This is a genomic window from Microbacterium sp. CPCC 204701 (assembly GCF_004010105.1).
Lineage (GTDB): Bacteria > Actinomycetota > Actinomycetes > Actinomycetales > Microbacteriaceae > Microbacterium.
This window is the reverse complement of sequence record NZ_RRYE01000395.1, coordinates 1-2640: the sequence shown is the minus strand read 5'-3', so window position 1 is coordinate 2640 and position 2640 is coordinate 1. Positions and strand designations below refer to the sequence as shown.

General features: G+C 71.4%; 3 protein-coding genes and 2 pseudogenes. 4 read left to right on the top strand and 1 reads right to left on the bottom strand.

Annotated elements, in window-relative coordinates; translation table 11 throughout:
- The 3 genes and pseudogenes from EIO58_RS15900 to ndk all read left to right on the top strand — a co-directional run.
- Nucleotides 1-232 (top strand): annotated as a pseudogene (locus EIO58_RS15900) (dihydrofolate synthase); the annotation flags it as partial.
- Nucleotides 220-630 (top strand): DUF4233 domain-containing protein, encoded by a 411-nt coding sequence (locus EIO58_RS15895; RefSeq protein WP_127820318.1) that lies wholly within the window; start codon nucleotides 220-222, stop codon nucleotides 628-630. The pseudogene EIO58_RS15900 and the gene EIO58_RS15895, both read left to right, overlap by 13 nt.
- Before the next feature lie 21 nt (nucleotides 631-651).
- Nucleotides 652-1068, top strand: a complete 417-nt coding sequence (gene ndk / locus EIO58_RS15890; RefSeq protein WP_127820317.1) for a nucleoside-diphosphate kinase — start codon at nucleotides 652-654, stop codon at nucleotides 1066-1068.
- Between the two features lie 39 nt (nucleotides 1069-1107).
- On the opposite strand, the gene EIO58_RS15885 is transcribed toward ndk, so the two are convergent.
- Nucleotides 1108-1710 carry a vitamin K epoxide reductase family protein gene (locus EIO58_RS15885; RefSeq protein ID WP_127820316.1) on the bottom strand — a complete coding sequence of 201 codons (603 nt, stop codon included), beginning with the start codon at nucleotides 1708-1710 and terminating at the stop codon, nucleotides 1108-1110.
- Between the two features lie 461 nt (nucleotides 1711-2171).
- Between EIO58_RS15885 and EIO58_RS15880 the strand changes: the two are divergent.
- Nucleotides 2172-2640: pseudogene (locus EIO58_RS15880) on the top strand (Rne/Rng family ribonuclease); the annotation flags it as partial.

Here is a 2640-nt window from a genome sequence, read left to right as displayed (position 1 = left end):
GGCGCCCGACTCCGACCGCGCCGATGAGCCCGACGCGCTCGCCGACCTCGCCGAGGCCCGAGGCGTGCCCGTGACGGTGCACGACGCCCTCGCGGATGCCGTTGCCGCGGCGCGAGCGTGGGCTGCGGCATCCGATCGACGCGCCGTGGTCATCGCCGGCTCCGTCGTGCTCGCGGGCGAGGCGCTCGTGCTCTCGGCCGCCGAGGAGTGGAAGAGCGGATGGCGATCGTGACCGGGCCTGCCGCTCCGCGTGCCCGTCGCCCGCGCGGCGCCGCGGAGTCCCTCGCGACGATCGTGCTCGGCTTCGAATCCCTCGTCGCCTTCCTCGGCGGCCTCGTGGTGTACGGCCTGAAGGCGCTGCCCGAGCCGATCGCGCCCTGGTGGGGGATCGTCGCGGGCGTGGTCGTCGCGGTGCTGATGATCGTGACCACGCGATTCACGCGCTACCCGTGGGGCATCGCGGTCGGCTGGGGACTGCAGGCCGTCGTGGCGCTGGGCGCCCTGCTGGTGCCGGCGTTCGCGCTCGTCGCCCTCATTTTCGGCGGCATGTACGCGTATGCGACCATCAAGGGGGCCGCGATCGACCGTCGCAATGCGCAGCTCGCGGCCGATCCCCCCGAACCTGCCTGAACCGGCGAACGGAGAATCTGCATGGCCACCGAAGAAACCCTCGTCCTCGTCAAGCCCGATGGCGTCGCCCGCGGGCTGACTGGCGCGATCCTCGCCCGCATCGAGGCGAAGGGCTACGCGCTCGTCGACATCCGCCTCGTCGAGCCCGACCGCGACACGCTCGAGCGTCACTACGCCGAGCACGAGGGCAAGCCGTTCTACGAGCCGCTGCTGGAGTTCATGATGTCGGGCCCGTCTGTCGCGATCCGCCTCGCGGGCAACCGCGTCATCGAGGGCTTCCGTTCGCTCGCGGGCACCACCGACCCGACGACCGCGGCGCCCGGCACCATCCGCGGCGACTACGGCCGGGACTGGGGTCTGAAGGTGCAGCAGAACCTGGTGCACGGGTCGGACAGCCAGGAGTCGGCCGGGCGCGAGCTCGAGATCTGGTTCGGCTGAGCGAGCGCGTCGCCGCGAACCGCCGCGTGGCCGTGGTGGTCAGAACACGCGTCCGAGAACGTCGAGCTGGATCTGCGCGAGGATGCCGATCACGGCATAGCTGAGGATCGCGAGGAGCGGAACCCAGCTCATGAGTCGGTCGGCCACCCGCCGCACCGGCGCGGGCGCGGGGAGCAGCCCGCTGCGCACGACGTGAAGCGTCACCGCGTAGAACGCGGGGATCGTGACCACCCACGTCACCATGCACCACGGGCACAGCGTGCCGAGCACGAAGATGCTCTGCGAGATGAGCCAGCATACGAATCCGAATGCGAAGAGCATGCCCCCTGCGAACAGGAGCCAGAACCAGCGGGCGAAGCGGGCGCGCGCGAGGATCGCCACGCCGACGACGATCGGGGCCACCCAGCCGGTGAGGCCGAGGATCGGATTCGGGAATCCCCACACGCTGCCCTGCCACGAGTCCAGGTTCGCGCTGCACTGGACGAGCGGGCTGAAGTCGCACGACGCGATCGCATCGGGGTCGGCCAGCGCCTCGAGCTTCTCCAGGGTGAGCGAGAACGCCGCCCACCAGCCGATGATGCCGGCGATGACGAGCCACACGGCGAGGGCCACGGGGCGGGTGTGCGTCTGGTGCTCGGGCATGCCTCGGATTATGGCATCCGACGGCTGAGGGGATGCCTCGCCCGGCGCGCGCCACGGCGTCGCAGCTCGACGCGCCGACGTGCCCGCGCGTCGTGAATGGGCATTCGGGGCAGGGAAGTGCGATAATGGGGGTTGATGACGCGCGGCCGCGCCGCGACGGTCATCACCGAAGACTTCAGGGCGACGAGCGCCCGTGACAGCGCAGACATCCGCTGAGAGCAGGATGGCGCTGCAGACCGAGTGAGTTCGCGGCACCGCAGGTGCGGCGCCGCACGAGATTTCGCCGGGCGACGCGCGGTGTCGCTCCGGCAGGGAGTACGCCAGTGATGGCAGATGGAAACGATGCAGAATTCGACCCGCAGACTGAACCGGAGGCTCCGCTAGCATCCGACCCGGCTGATTCCGCCGAACGGACAGGAGCGCACCAGGGCGTCGACGTCGCGGAGGCGCAGGCGATCGAGTTGGACGATTCGGTTTCGTCGGTCGAGACCACCGAGTCGGACGCGCCAGCGCCGTCGGCGCCCGAGGACGACAGCGCCGACGCCGCGGGAGCGACCGAGTCGGCGCAGGCGACGGATGACGAGGCGGCGGACTCCGGCGACACGGAGGTGTCCGCCGGGCCGGCCGAGCCCGCGGGATCCGGCGACGAGTCCGCCGAAACCTTCGATGACTCGTCAGCGGACGCAGCCGACACTCCGGCCGGGTTCTCGCAGCCGGCTGCCGCCGAGGACGCCGCGGCCGCGGATGAGTACGCCCCGGACTCTGGGCCCGTGACCGCCGTGAGCCTCGGTCTGCTGCCCGAGGTGTTCGTTTCGGCCGTGTCGACGCAGCTGCACTTCTACGCCCCCGACATCCCACCGGTTCCCGAGCCGGAGCGGCCCGAGCGCGAGCCCGAGGCGGAGCCGGCGCCGGCGGCGGCATCGCGCCGTC

What these genes read in the sequence shown, in the direction of transcription:
- EIO58_RS15895 (WP_127820318.1), top strand. Translation starts at nt 220, where the DNA reads ATGGCGATCGTGACCGGGCCTGCCGCTCCGCGTGCCCGTCGCCCGCGC.
- ndk (WP_127820317.1), top strand. Translation starts at nt 652, where the DNA reads ATGGCCACCGAAGAAACCCTCGTCCTCGTCAAGCCCGATGGCGTCGCC.
- EIO58_RS15885 (WP_127820316.1), bottom strand. Translation starts at nt 1,710, where the DNA reads ATGCCCGAGCACCAGACGCACACCCGCCCCGTGGCCCTCGCCGTGTGG.